Raw genomic sequence first — 18,108 nt, 5'->3', positions numbered from 1 at the left:
GCACTGTCTCTTGACCAAAAAACCTTGTCTGCAGGGATCACAGCTATCTCTACCCTATCCATGGGTACTTGGAGTTTACTCAAAAAACTTCGGGCATTGTCAGCCAAGCTATCAGAAGTCACCCACAGTACCACATCTATGTCCTTTTGCAACTCCCTGATAATATTTGAAGTAATGACGTGCAAAGTGTCATCTTTTTTAAGATTACCATCCCAACCCATCCAAATGGCCTCTTGTGGTTCCCATTCTGCAGGGAAGAAAAATACTGAAGGATCAGGTTTTTCCTTGCATGAAAACAGGATAAAAATTCCAAAAATGAATACAATTATTTTTTTCATGAAGAAATATTTAGAGGATTTACCCAAATCAATCTTTTCAATTACGTTTTTAAAACCCATCATGATCAATATCTAAGAATGAGTTTTATGAATTTTGAAAGCCCTGAGATCCACAGAAATTATTGCAGTTTGTCTTTAGGAATATTGTCAATTGAACTTTGTCGTTTCTTTCAAACCTGAATTCAAAAGCTCAATCTTTTCAATAATTCCTCATCTCCATCTTTGTAGGCTGACATCGCTTTTACCATGGATTCCTGTGCGGCAGCTTCATCATTTCTATTTTTCTGAACCCTCGCCATGGCATAGTGCCCCCCTCCAAATTCCGGATCATGTTCCAAAAGGGCTTTTGCGGATAATTCTGCCAAATCCATATTGCCTGTCGAATAGGTGATGTTGGAGAGTAATTGAAGAAAATACAGGGATTCGATCCAAGGATCCGGCCCAGTTTGGCTGAGCATTTGTTTTTGAAATGCTTCGATTTTTTCCTTCAGCTCCATATTGTCCGGGTTTTTTTGAATTGCCAACCCATTTTGAATAAGGTCTTGTAACCCTTTATAGAACTGAAAATAAGAAGATGAGGTGATCATTTCCTCCGGAATCCCATATTTTGCCACTTCACTGACCATAGAATCCAGTAAAATCTGGATTTCTCCAGTGGATTTCAATGCATTTTTCTCATCTTTTTTCATCATGTATGCGAGTCCTGAAGAAATATTTGCCACAAGTTTGGTATTGACGCCCTCACCTTTGGCAAGTTTATCAGCCAAATAAATTGCCTGGTCATATTCTCCATTTTGCAAAAGGAAAAAAGGATGTCCTTTTCGGATAAATCCTTCACTTTCCTCTTGAAAAGCTTGGATGGTATCAAGTTGCACAAAAATAGCTTTTGCATTCTCAAATTGTCCTTTGTACTGATAACAATAAGCCAACAATTCCAGGTTGTGGGGATAGTGCCAATCATAGTGGTAGGGCATATCTTCCCGGTCATACTTCTTCTTTTCCAAGTCCAAAGCCATCTTAAACTTAACAATGGCTTCATCAATATTCCCTGTTTTCATCAAATCATGCCCATACATATGCCATGCATGGGGAATGTCAGGCGCGGCATCGGTGTACATCTGTCCATATTTCAAGGCATCTTCAAATCTTGAAAGACTTTCATTAGAATGAATAAGCAAATGCCAAACTCCAAAATGGTAAGGATCGGTGAGATGGGCTTTTTCCAGCATTTCCAGGTTGGCAATATTACTTTCCTCTTCGCTTTCTTCAAGTCCCCTAAAATAAAGACGGATTTCAGCTGCCAATATCCAGGACTCCACTTTGTCAGGGAACTCGGAAATCAGGGCATCTTTAACTGTGTAAACACTGTCATAAAGCGCCTGATATTCTTCCATTCCACTAGGCGGCTCCAAAGTCAAAAAATTAGATTTTGTATAAAGGTATTCAAATCTATTTCCTGATTTTCTCGCCAATTCAAAAGCCTTGGTTCCAAATTCACGTGATTTGACTGTATCTGAAAGGTTGGTGTATACCACACTCAGGCCATTCCAGATCATGGCTGCCTCCGGATCTAACCTTACCCCATCATGAAAAGAGCGAGCCGCCTGCACATAGTCAAAGCTGTAATAATATGCCATTCCTTGATTGAACATTTCCTGTGCCTTTTCTGAACTCGTATTGATCGGAAAATCAACGGAACCTATTCGGACATTTGAAACCCCAATGGGCTTGGTCAAAAAATCCTCAGGGACATAGGCCATATCCTGACAGAGGGTAATTCCCATCATCTGATCGAGGTTATATCCCTCCTCATATGTGATGACTTTGGCCTCTTCCTGTCCAATGTTGGATATATATAATGTCCCAAAAAACACAGGAATGAGTACAAAAGCCCAGGATTTCAAGATTGACAGGTAGTTCATACATTGATGGTTTTGGCGGAAGATAACAAGCTACAAAAAAAAAATAAACATTGAAAGCCGGGGAATTGCAGAAGAAAAACATCAAAATCCATTAAAATTCAATTTCCGAAATTTATTAGAACCTTTACCTCATCTCCAAGGATAATACTGTTTTCCCCAATTCCAAAATCCAATCTGTTGATGGTAAATTCTGCTGAAAAATTTTGATTTTTACCTGAGGTTGTGACATCAAAAGTGATTTCAATTTCCTTTTTCATTTCTTTAATCTGAAGCTCAAAAATCCCGACAAAACTTCCTTTTCCTTTGGCTGTGATCTTCTTCGAGGAAAGCCGGATTTCGGGAAATTTCTCCACATTGAAATACTGCCTTCCCTGCAAATGTTTATCCCGTAGCTTGATACCTGTATCAATACTTACAGGAAAAGCAACTCCTTTAATTGAAGATTCCTGTGGTCTTTTTGGATCAAAGGTTATAACACATTCCCAATCTGAAATAGTACCTTCCACTGTAATTCCGGCATTTTTGATCTCAAAGCGGATTGGTTCGGATGATTTTTCTCCCTGCGAAAATACTTTGTATTGAATAAGGATAAAAAAGAAAATAAGCAACCTTAATTTCATAGGTCATAGAGTTTTTAGATAAGCGATCAATGCCTTTTTGTCTTCAGTATCCAGTTCCAATCCAAACTCATGACCGGGAACAGCCCTGTTTTTGATTCCGGCACCAATAAATGCCGAGGGCACATATTCATTTTCTAGCCTCTTGGGATCCAGGACATCCTCCAATTTTGCCAAAGAAGCATCATGGAAAAATGGTCCACGGTACCATAACCCTTTTAGAGAAGGAACTTTGTAATAACCTGTCCCTCTTCTTGTTTTTAGGGAATAGGCCGGATCAGTACCCACCGAAATGTCAAAAACATCATATTTGTCATAATGCTCTTCGGGAATCTCAAAGCCATCTACCGGAGTGAGTTTATTATTAGTAAATAAAGGCGGGGTATGGCAGGTCACGCAACCTTGCTGTGCAAAAATTACTTTACCCCTTTCTGACAGTTGACTAGGTTTGTTTGGATTTTCGGGTGCTTGGAGCGAATATACATATTTGGCTAAAGCGTACAATTGCTTGTCGGAATGACGATCGTAAGTGCCGGGAAAAAGGATGGGTTCTCCGCTATTGATCCTTTCATCGTTTAATCCAAGTGGATTGAAATCCCCATACATATTTAAAAAATCCAAAGCTTGGTTCATTGCGATATACCGCATCAAATCTTCAATATTCCTGTGCTGACTGAGACCGCCATGGTCAAGATATTTCCTGTCCTGAACACCTATCAAGTCAGGAATCTGTGGGGGAAAAAGGATGCTTGTCCCCTGTCTGCCAAAAGCTCCGGTTGGTACAGCAGCGTACGCATCAAGGATATCTTGTTTTTTCTTGGAGAGTAATTCCCCGTGTGGATCTCCCTCCGCCCAAGGTGATGAAAAAAGAAATCCACTTACTGCCTTGACTGCATTTTCAGGAGCCATTTGCAGCCCATAGGCAAAAGCCTTATCTCCCGGAAAGCTTCCTTGGGCACCTTTCAAGAGTGAACCATCGGGCATCACTTTTGTATGGCACATACCACAGGAAAGATTTCCCAAATAAACCTTTCCTTTTCCACTCACAATCCATTTTGCAAAAGGCATAATCCCATCCTTTGTCAAGGGCATTTCAGAAAATTCATAAAAATCAACATCCCGAACGTTTTCTAAGGAAATAACCGCACCCAGGGTATCAATTGGATAATCGAAAAGCAATTCACCTGCCTTGATATAATCTTCCTCAGTAAGCAAAGTGGATTCATCCAAAGCAATTTCCGCATCTTGCTGATGCAGCCATTCCCAATATCCTTCCGGTTCATGGTCCGGATGATATACCGGATATGTTTTAAAAACGACCCTTTCTGGAAGGTTATAATAAAATGCTGACGATACAGGTTTTGCAGAAAATTCAGGATGGGAATTGGGAAGTTCCCAATCTTTTATCGCCTCATCTGTCCATACCTTGGGGATATCAGAACCTAATTGAATTGCCCATTTTTGGAAACCGTCAAGTGAAATGCCTGCCATAAAAATCGGACATAAAAACAAAACCCAATATCTTCTATATAGGGATGACACCTTCGATTTTGAAAACAGTAACGGGGTTTTCATTTCTTGAATTTTGATTTAAAAAGGGTATTGGATATTCTTAAGTCTGAAATCATGATGGCAAATTGGAGCCAGAAACCTTTTTAATAGTCACCAATCCCTAAAATACACAAACCATTTGGACTGTCAAAAAATGACAATCCAAATGGCTATCCAACACATTCCTTTATTTTTTTCTTAGTCTCAATTGAATATCACTTCGTTGTATCCTTGATAAAGTCTGCCAAATCTTTCTTAAATTTTTGTAGAGATGGCATATGGGTGTAAAACATATGCCCGCCTTCATAATATGTCATGATGATGTTTTTTCTGATTTCGGGTCTTAGGTTCATTTGATCAATGGTATGTTCCACTCCATAAAAAACCGTAGCCAAATCATAGTAACCGTTCATCAGTAGGACTTTTACATGCGGATCCTTATTCATAGCATCCGCCATATCAATTGCCGTATTGATTGAAATCATGCTGCCCCATCCTTCATTTCCTCTGTGTGACCAATCCCATTTAAAACCCGGTGAAGCGTAGGCGGATGTTTTATAGGTTAGTTTTTTGCTGACGCCCAAGTCTCTGTGCAGGTAATCCAGGAAGCCCGCGGTATAGGCTGGGGAAATGGCATCACTTTGAGGGTCGGTAATGGCATATTGGTTTTGTGGCATGGGATTGATGCCTTTGAATCTGGAATCCAATCGACCCACGGTCATACCCTCTTCTCTTAGCAATTCATTGAAAAATTCACTGGCTGTCATCCTAAGGTTATTTCTGTTCCAAATGTCCTTTGATATTCCCGTGTACTTTTCCATTTTTTCGGCAATACTGTTTTTGTCAGCAGGACTGAGTCTTCCTCCTTTGAACAATGCAGGCAAATAATCCTCCTCTGTGAATTTTCTCACCTCATCTACAAATGCTTCCAAGTTGGGGTTTTTGTTAGCGATCTTGTCATGGTACCAAGCAGTAGCGGCATAAGAAGGAAAATGGACAAGGTAAGAGGTACTCTCCTGTACCGGAAAGGCCAAAGAACGGATGTCAAACACAGAAGAAACCATCACAACTCCATTGAGGGCATATCCTTTATCCAACAAATAGCTCATGACGCCGGCATTCCTGAAGGTTCCATAGCTTTCACCCAACAAATACTTAGGTGATTGCATACGGTCATATTCTTTCAAAAACTGCATGATAAACAAACTTGTAGATCTGATATCCTGATCCACTCCCCAAAAATCTTTTCCTTCGGCTTTTCCGATTGGCATACTCAAACCAGTCCCGATAGGATCCATCATCACCACATCCGCGACATCGAGAATAGAATAATCATTATTGACCAATTCATATGGGGCAGCTTTGGTATATCCTGGATCGTTGACCACAATCCTTTTTGGTCCCATTACACCCATGTGAAGCCAATATGAAGATGATCCCGGTCCACCGTTAAATGAAAATATGATGGGTCTTTTGGAGGGACCGTCTTCTTTAAAATAGGCCGTAAAGCCATGAAGTGCAATAGGTTCATTGTTTTCATCTCTGAGCTGAAGAGTGCCTGCTCTTGTTTTGAGGCTGTGGGTGGTACCGTTGATTTTGACAGTCTGGGTAGAAGTGAATACTTCGCCTTCCGGAATGGGTTTTTCCACAGGCTCTTCCTGAGCATTGATCTGAAATGCAAACAGAAGAAAAACATAAGCAAATAGTAAGGGTTTTTTCATTTTAGATATGGGTTATTGATCATTGAATTCAAAAAGCAATCTAACAAATTCCAAAGCCAATAAAGAAATTGAACATGGATTAAAAATCTATGATGTAAATTTTTTGGGATCGAAATGGTTCAAAGCCGTTTCACAAACGGTTATAATCGACTAGAAACGACAAAATACCGACTAGGCCATTTTTCCTTGAAGACCTTTGACTCATTGCCTAACAAAACCGGCAACATGAATTCTTTCAAAACCAAAACACAAAAAAGATGAGCAACATGAGAAACAAGGTACAACTGATCGGGAGATTGGGTGCCAAAGCAGAAACAAAACATTTTGATTCAGGAAAAGTAAAATCCTCCTTTAGCCTTGCGACCAAGGATGTTTTCAAAAATGCCAAAGGAGAAAAAGTCGAAGAAACCACTTGGCACAATATCGTGGCTTGGGGAAATTCCGCCGAAGTCATTGAAAAATATACCGATAAGGGTTCGGAAATCGCCATTGAAGGCAAACTCACTAACAGGTCTTATGAAGACAAAGACGGCGTGAAAAAATACATCACCGAAGTAGTCGCAGAAGAAGTTTTATTACTTGGAGAAAAAGTAACCTCGGCATAACCATTACTCTGCCAAACAGCAATCCGTAATATTAATAACGGGTTGCTGTTTGTTTTTTTTGGACCAAAATTCCAGAACCTGAGAAATTATAGCAATTAATCGCAAAGCATAATATTTTTTTCTATAAGAGATTAATGAGTTGATAATCATGAACAATTCAAAAGATTTTCTGATTGTATTACAATGACATCCAAATATGAGTAATTTTGGTATTTGGAAAACCTATTAAACATGAAAAAAATAGCAGTTTACACATCGGGAGGTGACGCCCCGGGTATGAATGCCTGCATCAGGGCTGTGGTCAGGACGGCGATTTTTAGAGATTTGGAAGTATACGGTATCAGTTACGGTTATGACGGAATGATCAATGGAAACATCAAAAAGATGCAATCCCATTCGGTTAGCAATATAATCCAACGTGGCGGAACCATCCTGAAATCAGCACGAAGCGAAGAATTCATGACAAAAGAAGGTAGAGCGAAAGCCTATCAACAGCTGAAAGCAAACGGCATAGAAGGTTTGGTCGCCATTGGGGGAGATGGCACCTTTACAGGAGCAAAGATTTTTTTCGAAGAATACGGAATTCCAGTCATAGGCTGTCCCGGGACCATCGACAATGATATTTATGGGACGGATTATACCATCGGATTTGATACGGCAGTAAATACTGCTCTTAATGCGATCGACAAAATCAGGGATACGGCTGCTGCACACGACAGGATTTTCTTCGTTGAAGTGATGGGGAGAGATAGTGGATATATTGCTGTAGAATGCGGCATTGGTGGAGGTGCAGAATTTGTGATGGTGCCAGAAACATCCACTAACCTCAAAGCTGTGGTAAAATCCCTCAAAAATCTCCGAAAAACAAAATCTTCAAGCATCATTGTAGTCGCAGAAGGTGATGATGAAGGTGGGGCGGAAGAAATCATGGAAAAAGTCCGTGAAAAAGTAAATGATCCGGATAAAGAATTTAAAGTTACGACCTTAGGACATATTCAGAGAGGCGGTAGCCCAACAGCCCGGGACAGGGTTTTGGCTTCAAGGTGCGGTATGGCTGCTGTTGATGGTTTGATCGCCGGAGAGTCCAACTGCATGGCCGGTGTCATTCATGGTCAGATAGTCTACACTCCATTTGCCGATTGTATTGGGAAAAGCAAACCACTGACCGATGACCATTTGAAATTAATCGAAATATTAAGTATTTAGGAATTATGGGTTATTTGCCTATCATTATCACACTTGCCGGATTTGTGGGATTGTTTTTTCTGGTTGTCAATCAATCTCTGATCGCCAAAAAGAAAGCAATCCTGAAAATCCAGCAAGCGTTTTTTGAGAGTTTAAAAAAAATGGGATTCTCACATCTAGGGGAGGTTGGCCTTTTTCCTGATTCTATAAAAATGATGGATACTGAATACCATAAAGCCAAATCCGAAATCACCTTAACAGGCAATGCAACATTTGAAAATGAAATCAAACCATTGTTTCAATCCTTTAAAATCACCATTTCCCAGTACAATAAATTAATCGAAAAAAAACCCTACAGCTTTGTGGCAAAAGTTATGGGATACAAGCATCTGGGTTGATTGCATAATCTCAAAAACTCTAAATTAATCAAGTTCCATAACTTTTTACCTTAGGAAATTATGGTGTTGAACTGATTGCATTCTCGATAAAATTTGAAATTCCATTTAAGTCTGACGGATGAAACCAAGTCATTTCAGGATATTTTTTGAACCAAGTCATCTGTCTTTTTGCGTACCTGCGTGAATTTCTTTTGAGCAATCTGATTGCTTCCTCTTCATCATATTTACCCTCCAAAAATCCGAAAATCTCAGAATATCCCACTGTCTGAAGCGCATTCAGATGTCTATATGGAAATAATTTTTCAGCTTCCTCAAAAATCCCTTCAGTAATCATTTTGTCCATTCTCTGTTCGATTCTTTGGTACAATTCCTCCCTTTCCCTTTCCAGTCCAATTAAAATACAATTGAATTCCCTTTTGTTTTTTTTCTTTTTTCTGAAAGAACTGTAGGGTTTTCCTGTTCCGATGCAAACTTCCAAAGCTCTTATAAGCCTTTGGGGATTATGGATATCTACCTGTTCAAAGTATGCCGAATCAAGTTTTTCGAGCCTAGACTGCAAATTTTGGATTCCTTCCTTTTCAAAATCCTGAATCAATCTTTTTCTGATAGACGGATCTACATCAGGAATTTCATCAAATCCATAGCAGATCGCATCTATATATAGCCCCGAACCTCCGGTCATGATCACCAAATCATGCTTCTCAAAAAGTCTGTTGAGGAGATTGATGGCATCCAATTCAAATTTTCTGACATCATAGTTATCAAAAATGGAAAGGGAGTTAATAAAATGGTGTTGGACCTGTTCCAATTCACCGCGGGTGGGCTTGGCAGTGCCAAGTTCCGTTTCTTGGTAAAACTGCCGGCTATCAGAAGAAATGATTTCGGTATGAAATTTTTTTGCAAGTAGCAGACAGATTTCAGTTTTCCCTACAGCAGTAGGCCCGGCAATTACCAATAAATGTTTATTTTTCGAATCCAAAGTGTTAGCCAGAAAGACAATAAGTCAATATCAAAATTATAAATTATACTAGATGAAACCCAAAAAGGTACTTATTGTAGATGACAATTCACTCAATAGGAAAGTATTTGAGAACATCATAGGCCAGTTGTATCAATTTGGAACTGCTTCAAATGGCAGGGAGGCTTTGGAAAAAATCAAGTCGGGAGAATATGACCTTGCCATCATGGACATACAGATGCCTATACTGGATGGCATCAATACCTTGAATATCATCAAAAATGAAAACCTTTCTGACATTCCTGTCATTGCGGTTTCAGCCTTTGCCAATGAAAGTGACCGTGATTATTTCATTTCAACAGGTTTCGATGATTTTATTTCGAAACCAGTCAAGCCACGAAATTTGCTTGAAACCTTAGACAGGCATTTACGGAAGTCTGAAAAGCAAATCCCGGAAGATATCCAAAATCCCTCAGATTCGGAATTGGACAACAAAATTGTATCCACGCTTCTTAAGTTCAACACCGCTGAAAATATAAGATCTGTATATGAAGAATTTGTACAAGAGAGCAAAGATCTATTGGATGAAGTCAAAATCTTGATTAATTCAGGAAATTATCCAGAAATCGGGGAAAAACTCCATATTATCAAAGGAAATTCAGGAACTCTTGGTGCCATGGACATTTTCTATTTTTGCCAAAAATTTGAAAAAAACATAAAATCCTCCAACTTTGAGGATACCACAGAAGAATATTTATCTTTGGCTAATCTAATTCACTCATTTAGTTTAAAAATCAAATCATCTCAATTGCTTAATCCATGACGGAAAATAAGAAAGTTTTGGTAGCAGAGGACAGTTCTGTGATCATTAATCTTACCAAGAACGTACTCCTTTTTGAGAAATACCGTATTACGGCTGTGAAAAACGGCAAACAAGTTCTCGACAAACTGATGCATGAAGATTTTGATCTGATTTTGATGGACATCAATATGCCCATAATGGATGGAATAGAATGTACAAAAGCAATTCGGGCTTTAGAGGACAATAGCAAAGCAAACATACCGATTGTAGCAATTACAGGAAATTATAAGAATTACACTTTGGATGATTTCAAAAAGGCCGGTCTGAATGATTATATCCAAAAGCCTTTGGATTACGACCTACTGCTCGCAACAGTGAAAAAACATCTTTCTTAAAAGGATGAAACCGGAATGACTGTCAAATACAACAAAAACTTTCTGGAAAAACTCGAAAATCTTTTTGCCTCATCAGATTTTATCTTGAGGTACGAAAAAGGAAATTTCAAATCAGGCTATTGTGTGCTCAAAGAAAACAAGATAGTCATCGTCAATAAATACTATACCTTAGAAGGCAAAATCAATGCCTTGATAGATATTATCAAAGAATTGGGATTCAGCCCCAAAGATTTTTCTGATAAAAAACTTCAGGATCTAATTTCCGAATTGCAACAAACCGAACTAAAACTTTGAAAGTCACATTCCTAGGCACAGGCACTTCTCAGGGCGTTCCGGTGATAGCCTGTGACTGCCCTGTGTGCAGCTCTCTTGATTTTAGGGACAAAAGGTTGAGAAGTTCGATACATCTCGAGATTGATGGTAAAAGCCTTGTGGTAGACACGGGACCCGATTTTAGACAACAGATGCTTCGGGAAAAAATAAACCATTTGGATGGGATACTTTTCACCCATGAACACAAAGACCACACCGCAGGAATGGATGATATCCGTTCCTATAATTTCCTTCAGAAGAAGGACATGCCGATATACGGAACCAAAAAAGTTCTCAATCAAATAAAACAGGAATTTGCCTATATTTTTGAGGAAGTAAAATATCCGGGAATACCCTCCGTAATCACGCACGAAATTACCAACGAACCTTTTTTAGCAGAGGGAATAAAAGTGATTCCTATTCAGGTCTTGCATTACAGGTTGCCTGTTTTTGGATTTCGATTTGGGGATTTTACTTACATTACGGATGCGAAATACATCGATGAGGAGGAACTTGAGAAAGTAAAGGGGACCAAAATCCTTGTTTTGAATGCCCTTCAAAAAACACACCATCTCTCCCATTTTACTCTGGATGAGGCCATCCAGCTTGTAGACCACATCCAACCTGAAGCTGCATATTTTACTCATATCAGCCATCGCCTCGGTACACATCATGAAATAGAGAGATATTTACCACCAAATATCTATCTGGCTTTTGATGGCTTGAAAATTTCCCTTTAACCATGCACTTTAACTTCCATTTTTTAAAATTCCTTTGTCCAGAATTGGACAAAACATTTAGTGGGGCGGAAATCGTTGAATGCTTTTCCCAAAATAAAGATGAGTTGGTAATCGGATGTACTAAGGATAGAAGGGATATTTTTATAAGAGCCAATTTGCTTCCTTCTGTATCATGCATTTCTTTCCCAGACAACTTCAAAAGGAGTAAAAGAAACACAGTTTCGCTTTTTCCGGAGATAATAGGAAAAACCATCACAAAAATAGAAGTCGTCAATTATGAAAGGGCATTTATTGCTTTTTTGGATTCAGGAGAGAAAATATTGTTCAAGCTGCATGGAACGAGAAGCAATATCCTCTTCTATCACAAAGAGGAATTGCTGCCGGCTCTTGTATTTAGAAATGAACTGAGAGACGATAAAAACCTGATGCTCTCCGACCTTCCAAAAAATCTGCAAACAGACCTGAATACTTTTTTAAAATTGGAAGGCAATGCCTCAAAATTTTTGCCTACACTTGGTAAAATCCCAAGAGAATGGCTAAAAAGCCATGGTTACATCGAGGCAGTTTTGGAGGAAAAATGGGAGCTGATTCAGGAACTTTTGGACATGCTAGAAAGTCCACTTTTTTCTATTATTAAGGAAGAAAACGACTATTTATTGTCTTTACTACCGGAAAAAGAAGCGATTTTTCAGACTTCTGATCCTATAAGGGCTTGCAATGAGCTCTTCCGATACAGGGTGGTCATCCTGTCATTTGAAAAAGAAAAACATACTTGGCTAAAACAGCTCCTAGAACAACAAAAGAGGACCAAGTCATATATACAAAAAACCGGAGAAAGACTTGAATTTCTCCTCCATGAAACTCCACCGTCACAGGTGGCGGATGTAATCATGGCTAACCTTCATACCATTGAACCCAATAAGGAACAGATTTATTTATTCAATTTTTATTCCGGAAAAGAAGAGATTTTTAAACTCAAGCTGGGACAAAGCCCGCAAAAATATGCTGAAAACCTCTATCGGAAATCCAAAAACCGCAAGAAGGAAATTGAACAGCTTTCCCAAAACCTTTTAGAAAAGGAAAAACTTTTTCAACTGACTGCATCTTGGATAGAGGAAATTGAGGGGTTTGGTGACTTTAGGCGACTTCGGGATTTTGTCAAAAACAACCACCTGACTCCAAAATCTAAGGAACAAGAGGATCAAGTACCATTTAAAAGATTTGAGATCGAAGGATTTGAAGTGCTTGTTGGTAAATCTGCAAAGTCCAATGATGAAATGTTGCGGAATTTTGCCTGGAAAGAAGATCTTTGGCTACATGCCAAAGATGTATCAGGATCACACGTTCTGATCAAATACCGATCGGGTATCAATTTTCCCAAAACCGTTTTGGAACGTGCAGCAGAATTGGCTGCGTATTATTCCAAAAACAAAAACGAAAGCCTTTCTCCTGTGATTTATACCCCTGTAAAATTTGTAAGGAAAGTTAAGGGCTCTCCACCAGGAGCCGTGATGGTCGAAAAAGAAAATGTGTTGATGGTCAGGCCATCCGGACCAAAAGAAGAAAACAAATGAAGTAGTGAAGAAAAAAAATTGTTAAAATGTCAGTTAACCAAAAAAGGCTCCCAATATTGGAAGCCTTTTCTTTTTAACCTCGATATCAATTATTCCACTAGGTGGATTTTAAGCATGTTGGTTTTACCTTTTTCCTTTAATGGCATACTGGCAGTATTGATAATGATATCGCCGATTTTGACAAAGCCATCCTTTTTCAATTGATCTTGGATATCCATAAAAGTAGCATCTGTAGATGTGTTACTCTCATAATAGTATGCTCTGACACCCCATACCAAACTCAGTTGGGTCAATAGGTTTTTGTTTCTGGTGAATATCAAAAGATTTGCCAAAGGTCGGAAAGAAGCCAATCTCAAAGGAGTCTGACCAGAAGTTGTAATTCCAACCAACGCTTTGGCTTTCACGTTTCTAGAAAGTCTCGCAGCCATCAAAGTAAGATTCTTGCTTAGAAAATTCTGATCACTTTCTTCTATCTTGTATAGGTGATGGAATACGTCTTCATTGGTCTCAATGTAATTGATGATGGTACTCATAGCCTTGACAGCATTAACAGGAAACTGGCCCGAAGCCGTCTCTGCGGAGAGCATCACAGCATCAGCACCATCTAAAACAGCAGTAGCGACATCATTGGTTTCCGCTCTGGTTGGTCTTGGGTGCGTGGTCATACTTTCGAGCATCTGAGTAGCAATGATCACAGGTTTACAGGCGACTTTACATAGCTTCACCATTTTCTTTTGCCAAAGGGGAACAGTTTCCATTGGCATCTCCACGCCAAGATCTCCTCTTGCTACCATGATGGCATCTGTGGCCTCGATAATAGATTCAATATTTTGTAAAGCTTCAGGTTTTTCTATTTTAGCTACGATTTTGCAATTCTTTCCTGCTCGGTTGATTCTTTCTCTCAAGTCAATGATGTCATCAACAGACCTTACAAATGAAAGCGCGATCCAATCCACATCATTTGCCAAACCAAACTCAAGATCTTCTAAATCTTTTTCCGTAAGAGAAGGTGCTGAAACTTTGGTATTGGGAAGGTTGATTCCTTTTCTCGATTTGAGAATCCCGCCATGAATGACGACACAGCGCACATTTTTCCCGTCTGTATTGTTGACAGCCAATTCGATATTACCGTCATCAATCAAAATCCTGTCCCCGGATTTTACATCATTTGGAAGGTTTTCATATACGGTACTGACTAGCTCTGCATTGCCAACCACAGGATCGTTTGTAATGGTTATTTTTCCTCCCGGAACGATCTGCACACCGCCGTTTTCCATCTCCCCTACCCGGATTTTTGGACCTTGAAGATCCTGGAGAATCCCGATTTTAAAGGTGAGTTTCTCATTGATTTCCCGGATCATTTTGATTACTTCGGCATGCTGGGTATGGGTGCCATGCGAAAAATTGAGTCTGAAAACATTTGCTCCTGCATTGGCGAGACTTTTAAGGGTGTCAATATTGTTGGAAGCAGGACCGATTGTGGCTAATATTTTTGTCTTGTTATAAAGAGCAATACTCATAGAATATTGGGTTTTAATAGGTTAATAGATTTTCTTTTGATTTGATTTTATCAATGTCGAGTTTGACGATATTTTGGATTAATCCATTTCCCGAAAGGCGCTCAATATAGTCATTAATATCCACTTCGGAAGTAAAATCTTGGATGAGAAGGAAGTAATCGAAAATTTTCAATTCCGGAATAAGGTATAACGAATTGGTATCGAGGATAAAGGATTTATTTTTTAATAATTGCAAGAATCCATTTTCTTTCTCGCATTTAAATTGAGAAATACAAAGGTTGTCTCCGTTTATGAATTCGAGTTTATAATCTTCTGTTTTTGCCAATTTCAAACCCAAAGCATTATTGATGATCCAAGCCATTTTGTAGTCCTTGACGGGAGCTACAAAACCAAGAAGTTCAAAATCATATATATGTTCGACAATTAATTTATTTCTCTTCATTTGAGGAAGATTTTACACAAACAAAATTAAAAATAATCTCCCAACTTCAGACACCCAAAATAATATCTTGAATTTAGGTAAGGCATTTTTTTGGCAATAAGGTTTTAAATCTATTTCTTTGCGAAGTGTTTTAAATTAAACTGTTCGAAAAATGTCTGAAATTGCACAAAAAGTTAAAGCCATTATCGTTGATAAATTAGGCGTAGAAGAATCTGAAGTAACTCCTGAGGCTAGCTTCACTAATGATCTTGGTGCAGACTCGCTGGATACAGTTGAGCTAATTATGGAATTCGAAAAAGAATTCAACCTTTCTATTCCAGATGACCAAGCTGAACAAATCGGTACAGTAGGTCAGGCTATCAGCTATCTGGAGGCAAACGTAAAATAAAATATTCATTCAAAATTCATTTATGAATTTAAGAAGAGTTGTAGTAACAGGTCTTGGTGCCCTTACACCGATTGGAAATACTGTTCCGGAATTCTGGCATAGTTTATCGACTGGTGTAAGCGGTGCTGCACCTATTACTAGGTTCGATGCTTCCCTTTTCAAAACTCAATTTGCATGCGAGGTCAAGAATCTTGATGTAGAACAGTTCATTGAAAGGAAAGAAGCCCGAAAAATGGATCTTTTTACTCAGATGGGGCTAATAGCAGCAGATGAGGCGATCAAAGATTCAGGTCTTGATCTTGAAAAAATCAACTTACTCAGAGCCGGGGTCATCATGGGATCAGGTATCGGTGGTCTCAGGTCCTTTCAGGATGAGGTTACTGACTTTGCCAAAGGTGATGGTACCCCAAGGTTCAATCCCTTCTTTATCCCAAAAATGATAGCTGACATCTGCGCAGGTTTCATTTCTATAAAATATGGATTTAAAGGGCCAAATTTTGTAACTGTTTCGGCTTGTGCTTCTGCCACAAATGCCATTATAGATGCTTTCAATTACATCAGGCTAAGCAAAGCAGACATCTTTATCACAGGCGGTACTGAAGCTACCATCACTGAGGCTGGTGTCGGCGGTTTTAATGCCTTGAAAGCTCTTTCCCAAAGAAATGATTCTCCCACAACTGCTTCAAGGCCTTTTGACAAAGACAGAGATGGATTTGTCCTTGGTGAAGGAGCCGGATGTCTGATCTTAGAAGATTATGAACATGCAAAAGCAAGGGGAGCCAAAATATACGCTGAGCTGGTGGGCGGTGGAATGACTGCAGATGCATATCATATCACTGCTCCGCATCCTGAAGGCGAAGGTGCGGGCAATGTTATGAAGTTTGCTTTGGAAGATGCAGAGATGCAGCCAGAAGATATTGATTATGTCAATGTACATGGTACTTCTACCCCTCTGGGAGATATCAGTGAGATAAAAGCAATTCAAAGGGTATTCGGAGAACATGCTTATAATTTAAATATAAGTAGTACCAAATCTATGACTGGTCACCTTTTAGGTGCAGCAGGTGCAATTGAAGCCATTGCTTCCATACTTGCCATCAAAAATAGCCTTATTCCTCCTACCATCAATCATTTCACAGATGATGAGGAATTTGATCCTAGATTGAATCTGACTTTCAATAAAGCCCAAAAACGAGAAATCAAGGCTGCATTGAGTAATACATTTGGATTTGGTGGGCACAATGCTTCCATCATTTTCAAAAAAATAACAGAGTAACAGTGAAACTGTCAAGACTACTTAGGCTTAGGTCACTGTTTTATTCCAAATATGAAAAAAGGCTTGCTTCCTCCATCAAACATATGGTCGGAAGCAAGCCTTTTAATTTGACCCTATACAAACTTGCCATCAAGCATGCTTCTGCCGCTGAGGAATCCATCAATGGCATGAAAATATCCAATGAAAGGCTGGAGTACCTTGGAGATGCCATATTGGGAGCAGTAGTGGCTGAATTATTGTTTATCAAATATCCTTACAGGGATGAGGGCTTTCTTACTGAAACAAGAAGCCGGATGGTCAATAGAGAAGCCTTAAACCAAATTGCTATGAAAATCGGCTTATCGAAAATCATCAGCGAAGAATATAAAGGCAAGAATCTCAGCTCTCATAAATCCCTTTATGGAGATGCTCTTGAAGCGATGGTTGGGGCTATTTACCTTGACAGGGGTTTCCATTTTTGTAAAAAATTCATTTTGAAAAGAATCATTATCCATTTCGACCTGGATAATATCATCAGCACAACGACCAATTTCAAGAGTAAAATCATTGAATGGGGCCAAAGAGAAAATTCTGAAATCGATTTTAAAACAATCGCGGTAAATGGAGAACAGCGGTTTAAGGAATTCATCGTCGAACTTCATATCAATCATCAACTCCTTGCAACAGGAAAAGGGGCCACAAAAAAGAAAGCAGAACAAGAAGCTGCTAAAAATGCCTGTGAAATTCTCAAGATAGCTGTTTAGAGCAGTATCTTTAGGGTTAGTTTTATGTATTTATACCAAACAAATGTCAACACTTAAAATTGCTTGCGCTACTGTAAACCAAACTCCATTAGATTGGGAAGGTAACCTTGGCCGAATCTCGCAGGCGATTTTAGAAGCCAAATCCCGAGAAGCTGATTTCATCTGTTTTCCTGAATTGTCAATTACAGGTTATGGGAGTGAAGACTTATTTTTAAGCTATTGGTATCCCCAAAAAGCGCTCAAGCAACTTGAAAAGCTTCTTATTTATTCCAATGAAATCACCATTGCGGTTGGCTTACCGGTCAGAATCCAGGATAAAGTATTCAACTGTGTAGCCATTTTGGAAGATCAAAAAGTCAAGGGATTTGTGGCCAAGCAATTTATGGCCATAGATGGAGTACATTATGAGTTCCGCTGGTTCACTCCTTGGGAACATGGCAAAGTAATCCATTTCGAATTTCAGGGATATCAGGTTCCTTTTGGAGATCTTGTTTTTGAAAAGAAAGGAATAAAGTATGGTTTTGAAATCTGCGAAGATGCCTGGAGAGGTGACATCAGACCAGGCTACCGACTTAAAGACAGAAATGTTGACATTATTTTCAATCCCAGTGCTAGCCACTT

Annotated in this window: 20 protein-coding genes; 12 read left to right on the top strand and 8 right to left on the bottom strand. The window is 39.1% G+C overall.

All coding sequences use genetic code 11. The features are described 5' to 3' along the window. The 5 genes from ACZFYI_RS04465 to ACZFYI_RS04445 all read right to left on the bottom strand — a co-directional run. Positions 1 to 338, bottom strand: a 338-nt coding sequence (locus ACZFYI_RS04465) for an agmatine deiminase family protein (RefSeq protein ID WP_462522914.1), incomplete at its 3' end; no start/stop codon positions are given. 182 nt (positions 339 to 520) lie between these two features. After that, on the bottom strand, positions 521 to 2,260 hold the full coding sequence (locus tag ACZFYI_RS04460; RefSeq protein WP_462522913.1) for a tetratricopeptide repeat protein: 1,740 nt from the start codon (positions 2,258 to 2,260) through the stop codon (positions 521 to 523). Between the two features lie 98 nt (positions 2,261 to 2,358). Further along, a complete protein-coding gene (locus ACZFYI_RS04455) occupies positions 2,359 to 2,880 on the bottom strand; it encodes a YceI family protein (RefSeq protein ID WP_462522912.1) in 522 nt (173 codons plus the stop codon). Between the two features lie 3 nt (positions 2,881 to 2,883). Continuing rightward, complete coding sequence (locus ACZFYI_RS04450) at positions 2,884 to 4,452, bottom strand: hypothetical protein (protein WP_462522911.1); 1,569 nt, start codon at positions 4,450 to 4,452, stop codon at positions 2,884 to 2,886. A gap of 191 nt (positions 4,453 to 4,643) precedes the next feature. After that, on the bottom strand, positions 4,644 to 6,149 hold the full coding sequence (locus tag ACZFYI_RS04445; RefSeq protein ID WP_462522910.1) for a S10 family peptidase: 1,506 nt from the start codon (positions 6,147 to 6,149) through the stop codon (positions 4,644 to 4,646). A gap of 257 nt (positions 6,150 to 6,406) precedes the next feature. Here ACZFYI_RS04445 and ACZFYI_RS04440 point away from each other — a divergent pair, with 257 nt between their 5' ends. The 3 genes from ACZFYI_RS04440 to ACZFYI_RS04430 all read left to right on the top strand — a co-directional run bounded on the left by ACZFYI_RS04440 (position 6,407) and on the right by ACZFYI_RS04430 (position 8,337). Next, entirely contained in the window at positions 6,407 to 6,754 is a 348-nt protein-coding gene (locus ACZFYI_RS04440) for a single-stranded DNA-binding protein (RefSeq protein ID WP_462522909.1), read from the top strand. A gap of 231 nt (positions 6,755 to 6,985) precedes the next feature. Then, the gene (gene pfkA, locus ACZFYI_RS04435) at positions 6,986 to 7,960 is read left to right on the top strand and encodes a 6-phosphofructokinase (RefSeq protein WP_462522908.1); all 975 of its coding nucleotides are present in this window, start codon (positions 6,986 to 6,988) and stop codon (positions 7,958 to 7,960) included. A 5-nt stretch (positions 7,961 to 7,965) separates the two neighbouring features. Continuing rightward, positions 7,966 to 8,337, top strand: coding sequence for a hypothetical protein (locus ACZFYI_RS04430; protein ID WP_462522907.1), 372 nt, complete (start codon positions 7,966 to 7,968; stop codon positions 8,335 to 8,337). A gap of 58 nt (positions 8,338 to 8,395) precedes the next feature. On the opposite strand, the gene miaA is transcribed toward ACZFYI_RS04430, so the two are convergent. Further along, entirely contained in the window at positions 8,396 to 9,316 is a 921-nt protein-coding gene (gene miaA, locus ACZFYI_RS04425; RefSeq protein ID WP_462522906.1) for a tRNA (adenosine(37)-N6)-dimethylallyltransferase MiaA, read from the bottom strand. A 52-nt stretch (positions 9,317 to 9,368) separates the two neighbouring features. On the opposite strand from miaA, the gene ACZFYI_RS04420 reads away from it, so the two are divergent. Genes ACZFYI_RS04420 through ACZFYI_RS04400 form a run of 5 tightly spaced genes read left to right on the top strand, consistent with a single transcriptional unit; the run spans position 9,369 to position 13,118 of the window. Continuing rightward, positions 9,369 to 10,118: an Hpt domain-containing response regulator gene (locus tag ACZFYI_RS04420; protein ID WP_462522905.1), complete on the top strand. Its 750-nt coding sequence runs from the start codon at positions 9,369 to 9,371 to the stop codon at positions 10,116 to 10,118. Then, a complete protein-coding gene (locus ACZFYI_RS04415) occupies positions 10,115 to 10,492 on the top strand; it encodes a response regulator (RefSeq protein WP_462522904.1) in 378 nt (125 codons plus the stop codon). Before ACZFYI_RS04420 ends, ACZFYI_RS04415 begins: the two co-directional genes overlap by 4 nt. A gap of 15 nt (positions 10,493 to 10,507) precedes the next feature. Continuing rightward, the gene (locus tag ACZFYI_RS04410; protein ID WP_462522903.1) at positions 10,508 to 10,786 is read left to right on the top strand and encodes a hypothetical protein; all 279 of its coding nucleotides are present in this window, start codon (positions 10,508 to 10,510) and stop codon (positions 10,784 to 10,786) included. Continuing rightward, positions 10,783 to 11,544: an MBL fold metallo-hydrolase gene (locus ACZFYI_RS04405; RefSeq protein ID WP_462522902.1), complete on the top strand. Its 762-nt coding sequence runs from the start codon at positions 10,783 to 10,785 to the stop codon at positions 11,542 to 11,544. The genes ACZFYI_RS04410 and ACZFYI_RS04405 overlap by 4 nt, the downstream gene beginning before the upstream one ends. 44 nt (positions 11,545 to 11,588) lie before the next feature. Further along, on the top strand, positions 11,589 to 13,118 hold the full coding sequence (locus ACZFYI_RS04400; RefSeq protein WP_462522901.1) for an NFACT RNA binding domain-containing protein: 1,530 nt from the start codon (positions 11,589 to 11,591) through the stop codon (positions 13,116 to 13,118). Positions 13,119 to 13,207: 89 nt separating this feature from the next. On the opposite strand, the gene pyk is transcribed toward ACZFYI_RS04400, so the two are convergent. Beyond that, the gene (gene pyk / locus ACZFYI_RS04395) at positions 13,208 to 14,638 is read right to left on the bottom strand and encodes a pyruvate kinase (protein ID WP_462522900.1); all 1,431 of its coding nucleotides are present in this window, start codon (positions 14,636 to 14,638) and stop codon (positions 13,208 to 13,210) included. A gap of 13 nt (positions 14,639 to 14,651) precedes the next feature. After that, complete coding sequence (locus ACZFYI_RS04390; protein ID WP_462522899.1) at positions 14,652 to 15,080, bottom strand: IPExxxVDY family protein; 429 nt, start codon at positions 15,078 to 15,080, stop codon at positions 14,652 to 14,654. A gap of 151 nt (positions 15,081 to 15,231) precedes the next feature. Between ACZFYI_RS04390 and ACZFYI_RS04385 the strand changes: the two genes are divergently transcribed. The 4 genes from ACZFYI_RS04385 to ACZFYI_RS04370 all read left to right on the top strand — a co-directional run. Next, positions 15,232 to 15,468, top strand: a complete 237-nt coding sequence (locus ACZFYI_RS04385) for an acyl carrier protein (RefSeq protein WP_113925470.1) — start codon at positions 15,232 to 15,234, stop codon at positions 15,466 to 15,468. Between the two features lie 22 nt (positions 15,469 to 15,490). Then, a complete protein-coding gene (gene fabF / locus ACZFYI_RS04380; protein WP_462522898.1) occupies positions 15,491 to 16,744 on the top strand; it encodes a beta-ketoacyl-ACP synthase II in 1,254 nt (417 codons plus the stop codon). A gap of 2 nt (positions 16,745 to 16,746) precedes the next feature. Next, positions 16,747 to 17,487 (top strand): ribonuclease III, encoded by a 741-nt coding sequence (gene rnc / locus ACZFYI_RS04375; RefSeq protein WP_462522897.1) that lies wholly within the window; start codon positions 16,747 to 16,749, stop codon positions 17,485 to 17,487. Between the two features lie 43 nt (positions 17,488 to 17,530). Then, positions 17,531 to 18,108 (top strand): nitrilase-related carbon-nitrogen hydrolase (locus tag ACZFYI_RS04370; protein WP_462522896.1); only part of this gene is annotated, 578 nt, incomplete at its 3' end.

This window comes from Aquiflexum sp. (genome assembly GCF_977115555.1).
The sequence above is the reverse complement of the archived record's forward strand: the minus strand, read 5'-3'. Positions and strand labels throughout refer to the sequence as shown.